The organism is Pseudomonas izuensis (assembly GCF_002356535.2).
Classification (GTDB): domain Bacteria; phylum Pseudomonadota; class Gammaproteobacteria; order Pseudomonadales; family Pseudomonadaceae; genus Aquipseudomonas; species Aquipseudomonas izuensis.
The window spans coordinates 5,551,950-5,569,034 of record NZ_AP017423.2 but is presented as its reverse complement, the minus strand read 5'-3'; the positions used below and the strand labels follow the sequence as shown (position 1 = coordinate 5,569,034).

At 58.2% G+C, this 17,085-nt stretch carries 17 protein-coding genes and 1 pseudogene; 7 read left to right on the top strand and 11 right to left on the bottom strand.

Annotation, left to right across the window (positions count from 1 at the left end):
- The first annotated feature begins 124 nt into the window (after positions 1-124).
- Positions 125-1,342, top strand: a complete 1,218-nt coding sequence (locus LAB08_RS24815; RefSeq protein WP_007938916.1) for an argininosuccinate synthase — start codon at positions 125-127, stop codon at positions 1,340-1,342.
- Positions 1,343-1,490: 148 nt separating this feature from the next.
- Here the strand turns inward: LAB08_RS24815 and LAB08_RS24810 are convergent.
- Positions 1,491-2,128, bottom strand: a pseudogene (locus LAB08_RS24810) (hypothetical protein).
- A 545-nt stretch (positions 2,129-2,673) separates the two neighbouring features.
- Between LAB08_RS24810 and LAB08_RS24805 the strand changes: the two are divergent.
- Positions 2,674-3,300: a response regulator transcription factor gene (locus LAB08_RS24805; protein WP_096509244.1), complete on the top strand. Its 627-nt coding sequence runs from the start codon at positions 2,674-2,676 to the stop codon at positions 3,298-3,300.
- Positions 3,301-3,389: 89 nt separating this feature from the next.
- Here the strand turns inward: LAB08_RS24805 and LAB08_RS24800 are convergent, their stop codons facing one another.
- The 8 genes from LAB08_RS24800 to metG all read right to left on the bottom strand — a co-directional run bounded on the left by LAB08_RS24800 (position 3,390) and on the right by metG (position 10,297).
- On the bottom strand, positions 3,390-3,569 hold the full coding sequence (locus tag LAB08_RS24800) for a PA3496 family putative envelope integrity protein (protein WP_007898493.1): 180 nt from the start codon (positions 3,567-3,569) through the stop codon (positions 3,390-3,392).
- Between the two features lie 106 nt (positions 3,570-3,675).
- Positions 3,676-4,314 (bottom strand): endonuclease III, encoded by a 639-nt coding sequence (gene nth / locus LAB08_RS24795; protein WP_096509245.1) that lies wholly within the window; start codon positions 4,312-4,314, stop codon positions 3,676-3,678.
- Between the two features lie 25 nt (positions 4,315-4,339).
- A complete protein-coding gene (locus tag LAB08_RS24790; protein WP_096509246.1) occupies positions 4,340-4,927 on the bottom strand; it encodes an Rnf-Nqr domain containing protein in 588 nt (195 codons plus the stop codon).
- The gene (locus LAB08_RS24785; protein ID WP_096509247.1) at positions 4,920-5,531 is read right to left on the bottom strand and encodes an RnfABCDGE type electron transport complex subunit G; all 612 of its coding nucleotides are present in this window, start codon (positions 5,529-5,531) and stop codon (positions 4,920-4,922) included. The genes LAB08_RS24790 and LAB08_RS24785 overlap by 8 nt, the downstream gene beginning before the upstream one ends.
- On the bottom strand, positions 5,528-6,514 hold the full coding sequence (locus LAB08_RS24780; protein ID WP_096509248.1) for an RnfABCDGE type electron transport complex subunit D: 987 nt from the start codon (positions 6,512-6,514) through the stop codon (positions 5,528-5,530). Before LAB08_RS24780 ends, LAB08_RS24785 begins: the two co-directional genes overlap by 4 nt.
- On the bottom strand, positions 6,501-7,517 hold the full coding sequence (gene rsxB, locus LAB08_RS24775) for an electron transport complex subunit RsxB (RefSeq protein ID WP_096509249.1): 1,017 nt from the start codon (positions 7,515-7,517) through the stop codon (positions 6,501-6,503). Before rsxB ends, LAB08_RS24780 begins: the two co-directional genes overlap by 14 nt.
- Positions 7,514-8,083 carry an Rnf-Nqr domain containing protein gene (locus LAB08_RS24770; RefSeq protein WP_096509250.1) on the bottom strand — a complete coding sequence of 190 codons (570 nt, stop codon included), beginning with the start codon at positions 8,081-8,083 and terminating at the stop codon, positions 7,514-7,516. Before LAB08_RS24770 ends, rsxB begins: the two co-directional genes overlap by 4 nt.
- Before the next feature lie 162 nt (positions 8,084-8,245).
- Positions 8,246-10,297, bottom strand: coding sequence for a methionine--tRNA ligase (metG, locus tag LAB08_RS24765; RefSeq protein ID WP_096509251.1), 2,052 nt, complete (start codon positions 10,295-10,297; stop codon positions 8,246-8,248).
- A gap of 183 nt (positions 10,298-10,480) precedes the next feature.
- On the opposite strand from metG, the gene apbC reads away from it, so the two are divergent.
- Entirely contained in the window at positions 10,481-11,575 is a 1,095-nt protein-coding gene (gene apbC / locus LAB08_RS24760; RefSeq protein ID WP_096509252.1) for an iron-sulfur cluster carrier protein ApbC, read from the top strand.
- 128 nt (positions 11,576-11,703) lie between these two features.
- On the opposite strand, the gene LAB08_RS24755 is transcribed toward apbC, so the two are convergent.
- A complete protein-coding gene (locus LAB08_RS24755) occupies positions 11,704-12,462 on the bottom strand; it encodes an SDR family oxidoreductase (protein ID WP_096509253.1) in 759 nt (252 codons plus the stop codon).
- 163 nt (positions 12,463-12,625) lie between these two features.
- Between LAB08_RS24755 and LAB08_RS24750 the strand changes: the two genes are divergently transcribed.
- The 4 genes from LAB08_RS24750 (at position 12,626) to groL (ending at position 16,134) form a co-directional block, all read left to right on the top strand.
- Positions 12,626-13,357 carry a HugZ family pyridoxamine 5'-phosphate oxidase gene (locus tag LAB08_RS24750; protein WP_096509254.1) on the top strand — a complete coding sequence of 244 codons (732 nt, stop codon included), beginning with the start codon at positions 12,626-12,628 and terminating at the stop codon, positions 13,355-13,357.
- A gap of 66 nt (positions 13,358-13,423) precedes the next feature.
- Positions 13,424-13,900 (top strand): FxsA family protein, encoded by a 477-nt coding sequence (locus tag LAB08_RS24745; protein WP_096509255.1) that lies wholly within the window; start codon positions 13,424-13,426, stop codon positions 13,898-13,900.
- A 247-nt stretch (positions 13,901-14,147) separates the two neighbouring features.
- The gene (locus tag LAB08_RS24740) at positions 14,148-14,441 is read left to right on the top strand and encodes a co-chaperone GroES (RefSeq protein ID WP_007985847.1); all 294 of its coding nucleotides are present in this window, start codon (positions 14,148-14,150) and stop codon (positions 14,439-14,441) included.
- 49 nt (positions 14,442-14,490) lie between these two features.
- Positions 14,491-16,134 carry a chaperonin GroEL gene (gene groL, locus LAB08_RS24735; RefSeq protein ID WP_096509256.1) on the top strand — a complete coding sequence of 548 codons (1,644 nt, stop codon included), beginning with the start codon at positions 14,491-14,493 and terminating at the stop codon, positions 16,132-16,134.
- Positions 16,135-16,340: 206 nt separating this feature from the next.
- Here the strand turns inward: groL and LAB08_RS24730 are convergent, their stop codons facing one another.
- Positions 16,341-17,084 (bottom strand): phosphatase PAP2 family protein, encoded by a 744-nt coding sequence (locus LAB08_RS24730; protein ID WP_096509257.1) that lies wholly within the window; start codon positions 17,082-17,084, stop codon positions 16,341-16,343.
- Position 17,085: the final 1 nt, after the last annotated feature.

Here is a 17,085-nt window from a genome sequence, read left to right as displayed (position 1 = left end):
TGGTCATCGTCGCGCCCTCGACAGAATCTGTCGCTTCGTCGTCATAAGCTGTCGCGCCACTGTAAATTATCCTGCATGAGCGGTAGACTTCACGGCTTTCCGTAGAACCCCGTGGAGTGATGGCATGGCGGACGTAAACAAGGTTGTTCTGGCGTATTCCGGCGGCCTGGACACTTCGGTGATCCTCAAGTGGCTGCAGGATACTTATAACTGTGAAGTGGTGACCTTCACCGCTGACCTGGGTCAGGGCGAAGAGGTCGAACCGGCACGCGCCAAGGCTCAGGCCATGGGCGTGAAAGAGATCTACATCGACGACTTGCGCGAAGAATTCGTGCGCGATTTCGTTTTCCCGATGTTTCGCGCCAACACCGTTTATGAAGGCGAGTACCTGCTGGGTACTTCCATCGCTCGTCCGTTGATCGCCAAACGCCTGATCGAAATCGCCAACGAAACCGGCGCTGACGCCATTTCCCATGGCGCCACCGGCAAGGGCAACGACCAGGTTCGTTTCGAACTGGGCGCCTACGCCTTGAAACCCGGTGTGAAAGTGATCGCTCCGTGGCGCGAATGGGACCTACTGTCCCGTGAGAAGCTGATGGATTACGCTGAAAAGCACGCGATCCCGATCGAGCGTCACGGCAAGAAAAAATCCCCGTACTCGATGGATGCCAACCTGCTGCATATTTCCTATGAAGGCGGCGTGCTGGAAGACACCTGGACCGAGCACGAAGAAGACATGTGGCGTTGGACCGTCTCCCCGGAGAACGCTCCCGACAAGCCGCAGTACCTGGAATTGACCTACCGCAACGGCGACATCGTGGCACTGGACGGCGTCGAAATGACCCCGGCCACCGTGCTGGCGACCCTGAACCGTATCGGTGGCGAACACGGTATCGGTCGTCTGGACATCGTCGAGAACCGTTACGTGGGCATGAAGTCCCGTGGCTGCTACGAAACACCTGGCGGCACCATCATGCTGCGCGCCCACCGTGCGATCGAATCGATCACCCTGGACCGCGAAGTGGCTCACCTCAAGGACGAGCTGATGCCGAAGTACGCCAGCCTGATCTACACCGGCTACTGGTGGAGTCCTGAGCGTCTGATGCTGCAACAGATGATCGATGCGTCGCAGGCTCATGTGAACGGTGTCGTGCGTCTGAAGCTGTACAAGGGCAATGTGATTGTCACGGGCCGCAAGTCCGACGAGTCGTTGTTCGACGCCAACATCGCGACTTTCGAGGAAGATGGCGGCGCCTACAACCAGGCCGATGCGGCGGGCTTCATCAAGCTCAATGCCTTGCGCATGCGCATTGCCGCGAACAAAGGTCGCAAGCTGTTCTGATCGCTTTGAACCTGTAACGGATGTGTGGCCTCGTCTTCGACGGGGCCACACATTTGAAAAGGGCATTTCAGGTCCGGGATTGTGATATAGCGATTTACATTTAAGCTGTTTGTTTCCTTCCTTCTGTTTCTCACTGATAAAACCTTCCTCACTGCTGATTGCCATGTGTCAGTTGGCAACGCTGATCCATGACCGTCACCCCTTGTGAACTCAAATTGTAAGCAACCCAGGAATGGGCGCTGCCGCGTTTCTTTGTCTGTTTGAAATATTTGAGTACGCTGTCTTTCAGTAGTTTTTCCGATTCTGTCCCGGTAAGAAACAAAAAGACGTGTGCCCGTTTTTCCTGTGGTTTTTGTATCTTCCCCAGCAGAGTGCCGAGTTCTATTTTGTTTTTCATACAGCGTGTATCAATGATGCACAGATCCATTCGGGTAAGCGAATCTGATGCTTAACCGAAAGGGAAGGCCGTAAGCCAACCTCGTCTGGAGGAGCCTGAGCCCCGGAGGGAGAGGCGGCTGGGTGCGAATCATCATCGTCCATGGCTTTCAGGAAGTGCTCGTCCTTTTCAAAGTCCGAAGGCGAGTAAAGCGATCGGTAATTGAAGTTGAGTGTGGCGAAGAAAAGGAACAGCAAATAAAAAGGAAAGCTGATCAGGAACCAGACATAGATTTCTCTTTCATCGTTGTCCAGGAATGGCAGAGAAATGGCGGCTGATGTCTCAGACAGTGTTGCGAATATCGCGATTATTGTCATGGGATTGGTGATTCTTTTTTTTAGTTTGATCATGTGTATTACTCATCGTATTTTATCTTTGCTCGTTGGGGTTGAGATGCTGGTGTCGTTTGTTGAAAGTTATGTTACGCCATACCTGCAATTCGATGTTTGTATGTAGGCTGTGGTTGTTGGTTTTTTTTCGTTTGCGGCGTTCGTGGAGCCGTTTTTTAGTTTGATGCTGTTAATGATTGTGCATGTTGGATTTTTTGCTGTAAGAGCAAGTGGATGCTCGGTGTGTGATATTTCTGGTGTGAATTTTTTATTGGAAGATGCCGCTTGCGTTTAACGGAGAACTCTCTGAAGTGAGGTGTTTCTTATAAGTATTAAATTTTATTTGGCAGTTTAAGTTGGCGAAAAAAATGTTTCACATCGTAATGCGTTCACATGGGTGCCATTTTTAATGGGCTGTATTCGGGGATGTTTTGTAGGACTAATCCGCGATTTTTGTAGGGAATGTCTCTCGGTGCGGGTCGTTGGGGGGGCGGCATGCCATGGGTGAAACGACTAGGCTATTGTGCGGGCTCTAAAAATTCGAACAGCGAAAATTGGACTTGCCCATGAATAAAGTGCTGATCGTGGATGATCACCCCGTCATTCGTCTTGCGGTACGTATGCTAATGGAACGTCATGGCTACGAAGTTGTAGCTGAAACAGATAATGGCGTGGATGCATTGCAACTTGCTCGCGAATACATGCCGGACATCGTCATTCTGGATATCGGGATCCCGAAGCTTGATGGGCTGGAAGTTATTGCTCGACTTGCCTCGACAGCCTTGCCCATGAAAGTGCTGATATTGACTTCTCAGGCTCCCGGGCACTTTTCCATGCGTTGCATGCAGTCGGGTGCCGCCGGGTATGTCTGCAAGCAACAGGATCTCACTGAATTGCTCAGTGCAATAAAGGCAGTGTTGTCCGGTTACAGCTACTTTCCCAATCAAGCCTTGCATACCGTGCGTGCCAGTCTGGGGAACGCCAGTGAAGCCGATATGGTGGATCGACTGTCAGGACGGGAAATGATGGTCCTGCAACAGCTGGCCAGAGGCAAGACCAACAAGGAGATTGCCGATGGGATGTTTCTCAGCAACAAAACCGTGAGTACTTACAAGACGCGCCTGTTGCTGAAACTCAATGCGCGCTCGCTGGTCGATTTGATCGAGCTGGCTCAACGCAATGGGTTGGTGTGATTGTATCCGGGGTGACGATGCGCGATGAACGGGCATTCATCGCGGCTCGCACAAAATAAAAAGCCTCCGTTTCGGGAGGCTTTCAGGTGTCATAAATCAAAATCGTAATCGGCCAATTGCTTTTGCAGTCGGCGCTCCTCCAGAAGATTGTCGATGGTACGGCGCTTGCTCAGGTTGGTTTTTGCTACCTCAACCACAGGTTCGGCATCATCAGCTTCAACGGGGGTGAAGTCGTCTTCTACGTCCAATTGCTCTTTGCCAGTGCTCATTTAGTTACTCCAGGCTAAGAAGGCCTTTGGGGCTCCTTATATCGACAATCTCCCGATGGGTAAAAAAGATTTTTTCAATCGATGAATCAATAAATCCTATAGTGCCTCAATCGTCCGACGTCTTGTGCTTGTATTCGCACAAGTCTTCAATCCGGCAACTGCCGCAGCGAGGCTTGCGGGCCAGGCAAACGTAGCGCCCGTGCAGTATCAACCAGTGATGGGAGTCGAGCAGGAACTCCTTGGGCACGAACTTCATCAGCTTTTTCTCGACCTCAACCACATTCTTGCCGGGCGCAATGCCGGTGCGATTACTGACCCGGAAAATATGGGTGTCCACGGCCATGGTCAATTGACGAAATGCGGTATTGAGCACCACGTTGGCAGTTTTGCGCCCAACGCCGGGCAGTGCCTCCAGTTCCTCTCGAGTTTGCGGTACTTCGCCTGCATGGCGCTCCACCAGCAAGCGACAGGTCTCAATCACATTCTTCGCTTTGCTGTTGTATAGACCGATGGTCTTGATGTATTCCGACAGTCCCTCGACTCCCAGGGCATGGATCGCCGCGGGGGTATTGGCTACCGGGAACAGTTTTGCGGTGGCCTTGTTGACGCCGACATCGGTCGATTGCGCCGAAAGAATCACCGCAATCAGTAATTCAAACGGTGAGGAATAGGCCAGTTCGGTCTTGGGCTCCGGATTGTCTTCATGCAGCCTGCGGAAAATTTCCAGACGTTTTGCGGCATTCATGGGCGATGCATTTCCTAGAAAACTGTCAGTGTGTAGAGGGGGCGCGCTGTCGGGCCTGCCATGCGGCGACCAGCAATCCCAGCAGAATGAAACCACCCGGGGCCAGTGTGGCCAGGCGCAGGCCTCCGTCGGTGGTCAGCACCCAGCCCTGCCAGTCCGCTTGCGTCGCAGCCAGCAGCCACGGTAGATGACTACCGAGTGTCCCGTTACCCATGAGCTCGCGCAGCAAGCCCAGGCCCACCATCAATGCGCCGAACAGCCCACACAGGCGCAGGCGATCTCGCCAAGCCCTTTGGAAAAACCCAGCCTGCTCAAGCACGACACATTGCAAGGCGATCAACGCTGTATAGATTCCCGCCTGTTGATGCCATTGCAGTGACCAGACTTGCAGGCCGAGTTCCGCGCAACTGGTCAGCGTCGCGGCCAGCAGCACGCTGGCCAGTAGGTGCGCCCCCGGGAACAGGCGTGAGCGCAATGCATTCATGCCCAGGCCAAATACACTGATCACCACGATGAACATCAACCACAGGCCGAGGGCTGTCACCAGTGAGCCGGTGGCGCCGATGAGCGGTGCGAGCATCAATGAGTTCTGTAACAGCGGTGGTTTACTCATGGGAAGGACTCCCGAGCAGTTGTTGCCGGTGTTCGTCGAAGTAACGCAGCGCATCGTGGGTAGCGTTTATCACGGCTCTTGAGGTGATGGTCGCTCCGGCGATCTGGTCGAATTGTCCCTGATCCTTTTTCAAGGCCCAGCCTTTGTCGTCCGGATCGGTTCGGGACTTGCCGGAAAACATTTGAAGCCAGGCATTGGGCCAATCGGCAATTCGCCCGCCAAGCCCCGGGGTTTCCGCCTGCTTGAGGGTTTTGACGCCAATCAGCCTGCCGTTGAGATCGATGGCGATCATCAAGTCGATGGCGCCCTCGTAGCCCAGGGTCTGGCTGCGCAGTAGCACGGCATAAGCATTGCCGGCCTTGGTCGCCCGGTAACCTGCCAGCAGTGTGCTGTTGCCCAGTGCCGTGTTTTCAAGCGTGAGCGGTTGTTCCAGCGGCTGATTGTCGTAGCTGTCGGGCGGTAGCAGGTCCAGTAGCTTTCGACTGTCGATCAGGCGCTGCTCGGCCGCGATCCGTGGCGCGCTGCTGTGCTGCACGAGCCAGGTCAAGCCGGTGCCGAGACTGGCCAGTAGTGCCAGGATGGCGACGCTGGAGGCGCGCTTCATGATGCAACTCGCTTTTGTCTGGCCGCGACAAATCGCTCCAGCGCCGGTACACAGAGGTTCATCAACAGCACGGCAAACGCCAGACCGTCCGGATAGCCGCCCCAAGTACGAATCAGATAGGTCAGCAGCCCGACACCCACGCCGAACAGCAGCTTTGCGCCGGGGCTTTTGGCGCCGGATACCGGCTCCGTAACGATGAAGAACGCTCCCAGCATGCTGGCACCGGTGAGCAGATGAAACAACGGTGAGCCATGGGAGTCGGAGCCCGTACCGTTCCAGCACAACAGGCTGATGACGAACAAGCTGGCAAGCATGCCCACCGGTGCATGCCAGCTGAATACCCGTCGTTGCAGCAGAAACACGCCGCCCGCGAGAAAGGCCAGGTTCACCCATTCCACGCCGCGACCGCCGAAATGGCCAAACGCCGGATTGGTCGAGAACAGTTCGTCCATGGTCAGGCTTTTATTGATCCGCAGGCTGTCCAGTGCTGTGGCGCGGACCCAGGCATCCGGATTTGAACCGAAACCGAATACTTGCTGTACGCCACCCGACAGATCCATGCCGTGGGATGCCGGCCAGTGGGTCATCTGTTGTGGAAACGTCACCATCACCAGGGCGAAACCGAGCATCGCCGGATTGAACGGATTGCTGCCGACACCGCCATAAAGATGCTTGCCGAACAACATGGCGGACGCAGCAGCACTGACCGTCAGCCACCACGGGCAATAGGGCGGCAGGGCCAGGGCCAACAGGGTTGCACTGACCAGGGCGCTGCAGTCGCTCAAGGTTGGCTTGAGGGGGCGCTTGCGCAATTGCAGCACCGCCGCTTCAACGCCCAGCGCACTGGCGCCTGCCAGCATCAGGTTGATCAACACCCCCCAACCGTAGAACCAGAACAACGCCAGCATTCCTGGCAACGTCGCCAACAGAACCCATTTCATGGCCTGCTGCAGGCGCTCATCGACCGATTCAAGGAGCGGCATAGGCATTTACCTGGCGTTCGGCTTCGCTCAGTGCGCGCTCCAGGGCTTCGATCTGCTCGGCGGGCGCTTCGGCGGTCTGGGCTTTTTTGAGTTCGGCGCGGCGCATGGCCAACTGGATCTTCGCCCGATTCAGGTCGGCATTTTTCGCCGGCGCAGCAACGGGCGCCGGCACCGGGACGGACGGCACCGAATTTTCCAGCTGTGCCAAGGCTTGCTCGGCGGCTTCGTACTGCTGTTGCAGGACAATCAATTGCGACTGCTGTTCGAAGGTCGGCGGATGGCCAAACGCCTTGAGTGATTTGGTCAGTTGCGCCCGGCTCATCGCCAGATCGATTTTGGCTTTTTTCAACGCCGCATCGGCGTTGGCGGCTTTTTGTGCGCGGACGCGTTCGAGGGCCGCCTGCACCGGGTCGAGCGTCCCTTCACCGGGCTTGGCAGCGCGTTGCGCACGGGCCTGGCGCTCGGCGGCTTTTTGTTGCTCTTCGCGCTGCAAGCGGGCGTTGCGTTGCTCGAAACGGCGCCGTGCATGATTGCGTTTGGCGGCACGGGCCCGTTGCTCTTCAAGGCTGAACGCCATACCGCCGACAATTGGCAGCACCGTGGCTATCGGCAAGGGATGCATTTCGATGCAGTCCACAGGGCAAGGCGCCACGCAGAGGTCGCAACCGGTGCATTCGTCGATGATCACCGTGTGCATCAGCTTGGCCGCGCCGACGATGGCGTCTACCGGGCAGGCCTGGATGCATTTGGTGCAACCGATGCACTCGGCCTCGCGGATGTAGGCGATCTGCGCCGGAGCCGAGCCTCGGCTGACATCCAGCTCCAGCACTGGCACCTTCAGCAGCTCAGCCAGGGCGTTAATGGTTTCATTGCCGCCCGGCGGGCACTTGTTGATCGGCTCGCCGTTGGCGATGCCTTCAGCGTAGGGCTTGCATCCGGGGTGACCACACTTGCCGCATTGGGTCTGCGGCAAGAGGGCGTCGATGCGTTGAATCAGACTCATGTTTTGATCAGTCCACTGAATCCGAGAAAGGCCACTGCGATCAGACCGGCGCCGATCAGGTCGATCGGCAAGCCGCGAAAGGGCAGGGGAACATCGTTATCACGTGTGCGCTGGCGCAGGTCATTGAACAGACCCAGCACCAGCCAGAAACCCACCCCGGCCCCCAGGCTCAGGGCCGCGGCAGCAAAGAATCCGTTGTCGCCCTGAATATTGAGAAGCGCCACGCCGAGCACGCCCGCATTGCCCAACAACAGTGGCCAGAGTCCTTCAAAGCACAGCGTCGAAAACACCCGTGACAAACCGTTCAGCAGCGGGGCGATCAGCAGCACGCTCAGGGGAAGGAGCACGAACAGGCGCAGCGACGTCAGTTCCAGCGGGATGAGCAGCCAATGATAGAGCGTGTAGCCCAGCAGGCCGACGATCAGCATCAGGCAGGTTGTCGCTATGCCCAGGGCATGGACTTGCCGACGCTCGGTGCCCAGCAGCGGATCGACACCCAGCGGCCAATGCAACACGAGGTTGTTGATCAGGGCGGTGCTGATAAGCGTAAGCAGTGTTTCGGTCATGATCGAGCCGACTTTTGTAGGAGCGAGCTTGCTCGCGATGAACCCAAGAGCGCTGCGTTCAAAAAAGCTTAGGCATTATCCGGCAAGGGCGGAGGGTGGGCCAGACATGAAAATCCCACAGTCGCGTCAGGCACGACTGTGGGATCGGTTTGCCGCCGTGCCTTACTTGATCCGCTGACCAGGCTTGGCGCCGCTGTCCGGGCTCAACAGGTAGATCTCTTCACCGCCAGGACCGGCCGCCATCACCATGCCCTCGGAGATACCGAATTTCATTTTGCGAGGCTTGAGGTTGGCGATCATCATGGTCAGCCGACCATTGAGCTTGGACGGGTCCGGATAAGCGCTCTTGATCCCGGAGAAGACGTTGCGTTGCTCGTCACCAATGTCCAGGGTCAGGCGCAGCAGCTTGTCGGCGCCTTCCACGTGTTCGGCCTTGACGATCAGCGCGACGCGCAAATCGACTGCTGCGAAGGTGTCGAACTCGATTTCCGGGGACAACGGATCCTTGGCCAGTTCGCCATTGCCGGCAGGTGCCGCTTCGCCGGTGTCGGTCTGGCTCGCAGTCAGGTCTTCTTTCGAAGCGTCGGTCATGGCCTGCACCTTGACCGGGTCGATCCGGGTCATCAGCGGCTTGAACTCGTTCAGCTGATGGTTGGCGAGCCAGAGGGTGTTGTCGTTCCAGGTCAATGGCGCGACGTTCAGGAACGCTTCGGCATCGGCAGCCAGCAGTGGAAGCACCGGCTTGAGGAAGATTACCAACTGGCGGAACAGATTGACGCCGGTGGCGCAGATGGCCTGGACTTCATCCTGCTTGCCTTCCTGTTTGTTCAACGACCACGGTGCCTTGTCGGCGATCCAGGCGTTGGCGCGGTCGGCCAGGGCCATGATCTCGCGCATGGCGCGGGCGAAGTCGCGGGCTTCATAGGCGTCGGCGATGCCAGGCGCGGCGGCCAGGAAGGCTTCGGTCAGCTCCGGCGCGGCGTTGGTGTCGACCATCACACCGGCGTTGCCCTTATGGATGAAGCCGGCGCAACGGCTGGCGATGTTGACGACTTTGCCCACCAGGTCGGAATTGACCTTCTGCACGAAGTCTTCGAGGTTCAGGTCGAGGTCGTCGACGCCGCGGCTCAGCTTGGCCGCGTAGTAGTAGCGCAGGTATTCCGGCGACAGGTGATCCAGGTAGGTCCGGGCCTTGATGAAGGTGCCGCGGGACTTGGACATTTTCTGGCCGTTGACGGTCAGGTAGCCGTGCACGTTGATGCCGGTCGGCTTGCGGTAACCCGCGCCTTCGAGCATCGCTGGCCAGAACAGGGCGTGGAAGTTGACGATGTCCTTGCCGATGAAGTGGTACAGCTCGGCGGTGGAATCCTTGCCCCAGAACGCGTCGAAGTCCAGCTCCGGCGTACGGTTGCACAGGTTCTTGAAGCTCGCCATGTAGCCGATCGGCGCATCCAGCCACACGTAGAAGTATTTGCCCGGCTCATCGGGGATTTCAAAACCGAAGTACGGCGCATCGCGGGAGATGTCCCACTGTTGCAGGCCGGCGTCCAGCCATTCGGCGATCTTGTTGGCGACGGCGTCCTGCAGGGTGCCGCTGCGGGTCCAGGCTTGCAGCATTTCCTGGAAGTCCGGCAACTTGAAGAAGAAATGCTGGGAGTCCTTGAGCACCGGGGTGGCGCCGGAGATCGCCGATTTCGGATCCTTCAGGTCGGTCGGTGCGTAGGTCGCGCCGCATTTTTCGCAGTTGTCGCCGTACTGATCCTCAGTGCCGCATTTCGGGCAAGTGCCCTTGATGAAGCGGTCGGCCAGGAACATTTTCTTTTCCGGGTCGAAATACTGCGTGATCGAGCGCGTGGCGATGTGCCCGGCGTCGCGCAGCTTCAGGTAGATCTGGCTCGACAGCTCACGGTTTTCTTCGGCGTGAGTGGAGTGGAAATTATCGAAGTCCACCAGGAACTCGGCAAAGTCGGCGCTGTGTTCAGCCTGGACGTTGGCGATCAGTTGTTCCGGGGTGATGCCTTCCTTTTCCGCGCGCAGCATGATCGCCGAGCCGTGGGCGTCGTCGGCGCAGACATAAATGCATTGGTTGCCGCGGTGCTTCTGGAAGCGCACCCACATATCGGTCTGGATGTATTCCAGCATATGGCCGAGGTGAATCGAACCATTGGCATAGGGCAGGGCGCTGGTGACGAGGATCTTGCGTGGCTCGGACATGGGGCTCGGCTACTTGATGAAACGGAGGTCGGCCACTATAAAGCGCCGGCACATATTTTTCACCCTGTGAGCCTGTTTCATTGGATGAGTAACGGCTGATCGCCATTTTTTGAGCATCCCGCCGAACGCTCATAACGGGTACGATATCCGCCATCTTTCCAAGACCTGTTTTCGGAGTTGCCCATGAGCGCCGTCAATCGCGCAGCGGTGGAAGCCGTCCTTCGCCAATACACCGACCCTTATCTGAACCAGGACCCGGTCAGCGCCGGGTGCGTGCGCAACATCGATATTCAGGGCGAGCGCGTCAGCGTTCAGCTCGAACTGGGCTATGCCGCCGGTCTGTTCAAGAGCGGCTGGGCACAAATGCTGCAAATGGCCATCGAAGGCCTGGACGGCGTGACATCTGCCCGCGTCGACATCACCAGCGTGATTGCCGCGCACAAGGCCCAGGCGCAGATTCCGGGCCTGGCCAACGTCAAGAACGTGGTGGCCGTGGCATCGGGCAAGGGCGGTGTGGGCAAATCCACCACCGCCGCCAACCTGGCGTTGGCCCTGGCCCGCGAAGGCGCCAAGGTCGGCATTCTCGACGCCGATATCTACGGTCCGAGCCAGGGCATCATGTTCGGTATCCCCGAACGCACCCGGCCAGAAGTCAAGGACCAGAAATGGTTCGTTCCGCTCAAGTCCCATGGCGTTGAAGTGATGTCGATGGCGTTTCTGACCGACGACAACACACCGATGGTCTGGCGCGGGCCGATGGTCTCCGGTGCCCTGTTGCAACTGGTCACCCAAACGGCGTGGGGCGACCTGGATTACCTGGTGATCGACATGCCGCCAGGCACCGGTGACATCCAGCTGACCCTGGCGCAGAAAGTCCCGGTGGCCGGTGCTGTCATCGTCACTACGCCACAGGACCTGGCCTTGCTCGACGCGCGCAAGGGCGTGGAGATGTTCCGCAAGGTCAACATCCCGGTGCTGGGCGTGGTGGAAAACATGGCCGTGCACATCTGCTCCAATTGCGGACATGCCGAGCATCTGTTCGGTGAGGGCGGCGGGGTGAAACTGGCCAGCCAGTACGGTGTCGAGTTGCTGGCCTCGTTGCCGCTGTCGATGGTCATCCGCGAGCAGGCCGATGGCGGCAAGCCAACGGTGATCGCCGAGCCAGACAGCCCGATTGCGATGGTTTACCAGGAACTCGCCCGTCATGTCGGCGCGCGGATCGTGTTGCAGGAAGCGGCAACGCCGGCGATGCCGAACATCACCATCAGCGACGATTGATGGTCTGAAATGCGATCCATTGTGGGAGCGAGCCTGCTCGCGAAAGCGGTATATCAGTCACCATCGGTGGTGGCTGACCGGGCCTCTTCGCGAGCAGGCTCGCTCCCACATTGGTTTTGTGCCGGGCCTTAAATGCGCAACCCGCCATCCATTTCCAGAATCCGGCCGGTGTAATAGTCGTTCTCGAAAATGTACGCCGCCGAATGGGCAATCTCTTCCGGCTTGCCCATGCGCTTGAGCGGAATCCCGGACGTCATCTTCTCCAGCGCCTCAGGCTTCATGCCCAGCGTCATCTCGGTTTCGATGAAGCCCGGTGCAATGCCCGCCACGCGGATGCCATAGCGCGCCAGTTCCTTGGCCCAGGTCACGGTCGCGGCGGCGACACCGGCCTTCGCGGCGGAGTAGTTGGTCTGGCCGACGTTGCCGGCGCGGGAAATCGACGAGATATTGATGATCGCGCCGCTGTTCTTCAGCTCGACCATTTTTGCAGCGACTTCACGGGTGCACAGGAACACGCCGGTCAGGTTGACGTCGATGACCGCCTGCCACTGAGCCAGGCTCATTTTGGTCATTTCGCCGTCCTTGACCTTGAGCAACAGCCCGTCGCGCAGGATGCCGGCATTGTTGATCAGGCCATGGATCGCGCCGAAGTCTTCAGCGACCCGGGCGACCATGTGGGTCACTTGCTCTTCATCGGCCACGTTGCACAGGTAAGCACGGGCTTCTGCGCCCTTGGCCTGGCAGGCTGCCACGGTGTCATCGAGCTTTTCCTGATTGAGGTCCACCAGCGCCAGCTTCGCGCCCCTGGCGGCGAAATACTCGGCCATGGAACGGCCCAAACCCTGGCAACCGCCCGTGATAATGATTACTTTGTCAGTGAGTTGCATTCGCATGCCCCGGTAGCAGGTCTGAGTGGTTTCCTTGAAGAGAGCCTCTCGATCTGCACCAGATGTGGCTTGGCTGCACATGAGAACTGCCCCGATGGCATGCTGGAACTATCACCAGCAGCCCGTCCGTTTTTTTGACGGATTCTATTTAAGGAGTCATAAATTGAGCGTTGAAGCAGCTAAGCATGCACGAGAATTGCTTCTCAAGGAATACCGTGGAGTGCTCTCGACGCACTCCAAATCGATGCCAGGATTCCCGTTCGGCTCCGTGGTTCCGTACTGTCTGGACGAGCTGGGCCGGCCGCTGATCCTGATCAGCCGCATCGCTCAGCACACCCACAATTTGCAGAAAGACCCGAAATGCTCGCTGTTCGTGGGCGAGCGTGGGGCGGAAGATGTCCAGGCCGTTGGTCGACTGACCTATCTGGCCGAAGCGCAGCAGCTTGAAGACGAAGCCGCCATCGAAGCCGCTTCCGAACGGTACTACCGCTACTTCCCGGAGTCGCAGGGCTATCACCAGGCCCACGATTTCGACTTCTGGGTGCTCAAGCCTGTACGCCACCGCTACATCGGCGGTTTTGGCGCGATTCATTGGGTCAACGACCTGAACCTGGCCAACCCCTTCGCCGGCAAGGCAGAAGTGAGCATGGTCGAACACATGAATGCCGATCACACCAAGGCCATTGCGCACTACGTCGAGCTGGCGGGACTGCCGAACGCCACACCAGCGCAAATGGTCGGGATCGACTCAGAAGGCATGCATTTGCGCATTGGTCAGGGGATCTACTGGCTACCTTTCCGAGCCCCATGTAATACGCCGACACAAGTTCGCGAGGCCTTGGTTTTCCTGGCCCACGCCGAACATTGGCCGAAAAATGCAGGGGCCGACGCTTGAATTCACGAAACGGCGACGTCATCTAAGGTGAACTGGCAAGGCTTTCTTGCGTTGAGGAACCATTTGATGCGCCCTTTTTTGTTGCTCTTTCTGCTGTTTCCGGTGTTGGAGCTGTTCGTATTCGTCAAGGTGGCAGGGGCTATCGGGTTTTTCCCGGCCCTGCTGCTGATCATTCTCGGCTCGATGTTCGGTGTGTTCGTGCTGCGGATCGCCGGCCTGGCCACCGCGTTGCGTGCCCGTGAAAGCCTGAACCGCGGCGAATTGCCCGCCCAGACCATGCTCGAAGGCCTGATGCTGGCATTGGCCGGTGGCCTGCTGATCCTTCCGGGTTTCATCAGCGACGTGGTCGGCCTGATCATGCTGCTGCCGATCAGCCGCCGTCTGCTGGCCAATAAAATGCGCCAGCGCGCCGAGGAACAAGCGATCCGCCAGCGTGCGTTCGCCGATGACCTTCAGTCCCGTGGCGGCCCCGCGCCGCGTGAACCTCTGAGTCGTGAGCCCAATGTGATCGAAGGCGAGTTCGAACATCGCGATACCAAGTAACACCATGACCACACGGCACCTTCGGGTGCCGTGTTCGTTTGCGGGTCACCGGGATGAAAAATTTTCGATCCCCGCTCTTGTAATAAGCTTATGCGCCCTTATGTAACGGTCACCGCAAGGTTTCTGGCGATCACGCCAGACAGACTTCCGCGTCTCGCTCGTCGAGCCGCACCCGGCACCGCCGGACTTTGTTAAACCCGCCGGGACTACACCGGCCGATGAAAACCACAATTAGGAGAGATCGACAATGAAGCTTCGTCCTCTGCATGACCGCGTCGTCATCCGTCGCAGCGAAGAAGAAAAGAAAACCGCTGGCGGTATCGTCCTGCCAGGTTCGGCTGCTGAAAAAGCCAACAGCGGCGAAATCCTCGCTGTAGGCACCGGCCGCGTACTGGAAAACGGTGAAGTGCGTGCACTGTCCGTCAAAGTGGGCGACAAGGTTGTGTTCGGTCCTTACTCCGGCAGCAACACTGTGAAAGTCGACGGCGAAGATCTGCTGGTAATGAGCGAGAACGAAATCCTCGCTGTTATCGAAGGCTGATTCCCCGCTCATTTTCCCGTTACTACAAAGTATTTAAGGAATATCGATCATGGCTGCTAAAGAAGTTAAATTCGGCGATTCCGCCCGCAAGAAAATGCTCACCGGTGTCAACGTCCTGGCTGACGCGGTAAAAGCGACCCTGGGCCCGAAAGGCCGTAACGTGATCATCGAGAAGAGCTTCGGCGCTCCGACCATCACCAAGGACGGCGTTTCCGTAGCCAAGGAAATCGAGCTGAAAGACCGTTTCGAAAACATGGGCGCGCAGCTGGTCAAAGACGTTGCCTCCCGTGCCAACGATGACGCAGGCGACGGTACCACCACCGCTACCGTTCTGGCTCAGTCGATCGTCAACGAAGGCCTGAAAGCCGTCGCTGCCGGCATGAACCCGATGGACCTGAAACGCGGTATCGACAAGGCGACCATCGCCATCGTCAAAGAGTTGAAAGCCCTGTCCAAGCCATGCGCTGACACCAAGGCCATCGCTCAGGTCGGCACCATCTCCGCCAACTCCGACAACTCCATCGGCGACATCATTGCCGAAGCCATGGAAAAAGTCGGTAAAGAAGGCGTGATCACCGTTGAAGAAGGCTCGGGCCTGGAAAACGAACTGTCGGTTGTTGAAGGCATGCAGTTCGACCGTGGCTACCTGTCCCCTTACTTCGTCAACAAGCCAGAGACCATGACTGCCGAGCTGGACGGTCCGCTGATCCTGCTGGTCGACAAGAAGATCTCGAACATCCGCGAAATGCTGCCAGTACTGGAAGCCGTTGCCAAAGCCGGCCGTCCACTTCTGATCGTGGCCGAAGACGTTGAAGGCGAAGCCCTGGCGACTCTGGTTGTGAACAACATGCGTGGCATCGTTAAAGTCGCAGCCGTCAAGGCTCCGGGCTTCGGCGATCGTCGCAAGGCCATGCTGCAGGACATCGCCGTTCTGACCGGCGGTACCGTTATCTCCGAAGAGATCGGCCTGAGCCTGGAAAGCACCACCCTGGAGCACCTGGGCAACGCCAAGCGCGTCACCCTGTCCAAGGAAAACACCATCATCGTTGACGGTGCTGGCGTACAGGGCGACATCGAAGCACGCATCGGTCAGATCCGTGCCCAGGTTGCCGAGACTTCCTCGGACTACGACCGTGAAAAACTGCAAGAACGCCTGGCCAAGCTGTCCGGTGGCGTTGCAGTGATCAAGGTTGGCGCTGGTTCCGAAGTTGAAATGAAAGAGAAGAAAGCCCGCGTTGAAGACGCCCTGCACGCTACCCGTGCAGCCGTTGAAGAAGGCGTGGTACCTGGCGGCGGCGTGGCACTGGTTCGTGCCCTGCAAGCCATCAGCGAGCTGAAAGGCGACAACGATGACCAGAACGTGGGCATCCAGTTGCTGCGTCGCGCTGTTGAAGCTCCACTGCGCCAGATCGTTGCCAACTCCGGCGACGAGCCAAGCGTTGTTGTCGACAAGGTCAAGCAAGGCGCGGGTAACTTCGGTTACAACGCTGCGACTGGCGAATACGGCGACATGATCGAAATGGGTATCCTGGACCCGGCCAAAGTGACCCGTTCGGCTCTGCAAGCGGCTTCGTCGATTGCCAGCCTGATGATCACCACCGAAGCCATGATCGCCGAGATCAAGGAAGACGCACCAGCTGGCGGCGGCATGCCAGACATGGGCGGTATGGGCGGCATGGGCGGCATGATGTAAGCCAGCCTTACCCCGTACGTAAAAACCCCGCCTGCGAAAGCAGGCGGGGTTTTTTATTGCCCGTATTCCGCGGGCGCCTCGATCCAGAGTAGGAGCGAGCCTGTTCGCGAAAGCGGAGTGCCTATCAACCTATACGTTGAATGTTAAACCGCCTTCGTCGGAACGCCGCCCGGAGCCAGCCCGCGCCCACATTTTTGACCTGTGTTTCAGGCGTTGACCGGCTGTGCTTTGGCCATTGCTTCGGCTCTGGAAGCGGGGCGATACAAAATCCAGTAATACGACCCCAGGCAAATCAGCCAGCAAAACACCGCCGTCCACACGTTGTGCGAGAAGAAATGTGCGCCTTGCATCATCCGGCCGATGGAGAACACCGAACCCAGGGTAAAGGCGAAGACGAGCGCCGCCCTGGCCAGTCGTGGGCGGCGATCGCGCAGCACGAAAAACAGCGCAAACAGGGTGAAGCCGGTCGCGGCATGGCCGCCTGGCCAGCAGCGGCCCGGTTTGTCAGAGTGCGGTCGATGGCTCAGCAATTCACTGTAGGTCTCATGGCCGCCGAATTGCTCCAGGCTCCACGGACACTGCACCGCCGTTACCGCTTTCATGGGGGTGACAAAAGACGTCGCCAGGCCCAGGGACAGCACCAGGCATCCCAGTTCCCGTTTGAATGGCTTGAGCCTGGCCATGAAGAAGGAGCTGACAAAACCGAGGATGGCAAACACCGAGAAGGCGATGACCACTTGCTTGGCGCGGGTATGCAGGACGGTTTCGAGGAAGTAACTGTGCCGCCCGATAAAGCCTCCAGCGGCCGGGTCGTAGAACAGTTTGGCCAGGTCCATATCCAGTGAGGTCAGTTCGAGCAGTACGAGAATAATCGCCACAGCGGCGGGTACGCCCAGGAACACCCAGAAGTTGAGTGGGCGCGGGGCAGGGCGGACAACGGTTGATGACATG